2 protein-coding genes are annotated in these 1,878 nt (G+C 40.6%); both read right to left on the bottom strand.

Translation table 11 applies throughout. From position 1 onward, the window contains the following. Positions 1–234 precede the first annotated feature (234 nt). Entirely contained in the window at positions 235–1,056 is an 822-nt protein-coding gene (locus tag RMO27_RS09080) for a Uma2 family endonuclease (protein WP_309731554.1), read from the bottom strand. A gap of 122 nt (positions 1,057–1,178) precedes the next feature. Next, complete coding sequence (locus RMO27_RS09075; RefSeq protein ID WP_309731552.1) at positions 1,179–1,733, bottom strand: tetratricopeptide repeat protein; 555 nt, start codon at positions 1,731–1,733, stop codon at positions 1,179–1,181. Positions 1,734–1,878 lie beyond the last annotated feature (145 nt).

The raw sequence follows: 1,878 nt of genomic DNA, 5'->3' as shown, positions 1-1,878 counted from the left end.
GGTCCGACTAACCCGACTAGCTCACCTGGTTGAATACGAAAGCTCACGTCCTGAAGTCCGATGACTCCGGGGTAACTAACTGCTAGTTGCTGAACTTGAAGCATATAATGAGAATCGTTATCAGTTCTATTATGCCCCAAGAATGTCGATTCTCGTTGTGACATGTGCTAGTTTCTTGCTATTCAACTCTCGCCAGATGGTAGAACCCGGGGCTACCGTTAAAGTTCATTGAGCTTAGATGGAATCTGGATCTATTCCTAATTCAGATAACCGCTTGCGCAGGGCAGCATTTTTTAGTTCAACCGTCGCCCGAGCAGCTTTTTCCAGACGGGCTTGTTGTTCAGCCTCAATCCGAGCAGTCTTTTCAATTTCAGCTCGTTCGATCGGGCTGGGATACCTGACATCATTTTGGTCATACCAAAAGAGCCATTCGCGTTCCTTGGTGCCATACAATTGGCGTTCAGCTCCTATGGCTAGACCAATTTCTAGCATCCAGTAAGGCTTGTGACCATCACTTTGCAAGACATACTTGCCTTGGATTAGTTTATAGAGTTGAAATTTGGCTTTTTTCTTGAGCAAAGGGGCATAGACCAAGTAGTACAACACCCCGATCGACTCAAAAATATCCTTCTTTTTGGTGCGTTCTTTGCCCGGAGTTTTGGAGACTATCTCCAAGGTAAACAGAGGTATGACCTTTTCCTGCCAAAGGACATAGCTGGAGCGGAGATTTTCACCAGATGCTTCCTGAACACCTAGACAAAGTAAGCCATCGGGAGCAATAGCAGGCTTTTCTGGGTCGTAGTAAAAGCCTAGGTCAATTCCAAAAAGCCAGTCTTGGCGGTCTTTCCAGAGGTCAAAGAGGATGGCTTTGAGTAAGCCGGGGATTAATTCTTGTAACTCGCTATCCACAGGCTTGTCGTCTGAGCAGGGTAAATCTTCGGCGGTGGGGAGTCCATCGGGAAAGTGGAAATCCTCGATCATGGGATTTCGTTTTTTATGAATGACTTCGACTACCCCAGAGGGCTGAGAAGTTGTAGCCAGTGGTGAAGATGTCATAATAATGAACCGCGAACTCTCTCGTCCTATTGTACTCGATCTATAAACCGTATTTGTATGCCTTGATGATTCTCTCTGAGGAAGAAATCTGGACGTTAAACTTCAGTTTTAGATTGATGAATTTACTTTATTTTTAAGATATCTTGAACCAATTTCAAGCAGAATTGCTCATTATCTATGCTGCCAGCTATATTGTAGAGCCTAGCCGCAGTTTGAAGATCAGCAACTGCCTCTTTATAAAGTTTTTGTTTCTGATAAATCATACCTCTTCCCCTATAAGCAGTAGCAGTACTAGAGTCATACAATGAAGATTTACTATATTCAGAACTTGGGAATCGCTCAATGAAATCGCCATAATAAACTATTGACTCATTGTATTTACCCATTTTTGCATAGGTTTCTGCTTTCCTAAAAAAAGCAGGGTGATATGATGGATTTAGTCTAATTATAGATTCTACATCTTGAAGTACTTTTAGATATTCTCCTATTTCAAAAAGAGCGTTACTACGAGACCAGTATTCATTAAGTATAATATTTTCACTTCCTATTTGGGCGAAGTACACGTTATAATCCCTAATGGCCTCAGCATAAAGCCTTTTTTGCATATAAATATTTGCTCTTTTCGGAAAAGATCTTGAACTATTATTTATACTTATTGCCTTTGTAAAACTAGTCAAAGCTTTATAGCGATCCTAAATCAGAAATCGATTTGTGGTACAATAATATTTATTGATTAAACATAAAGGTGTAGGTAATGTATAACTTCTTGCTAGATCAAAAAGTAAAAAGTGAGGAGATCTCCAGTTTAGAATCATTCATCAA

This window comes from Chamaesiphon sp. OTE_75_metabat_556 (genome assembly GCF_031378165.1).
Taxonomy (GTDB): Bacteria; Cyanobacteriota; Cyanobacteriia; order Cyanobacteriales; family Chamaesiphonaceae; genus Chamaesiphon.
Note: the sequence above shows the minus strand (reverse complement) of the source record. Positions and strands in the feature narration are given on the sequence as shown.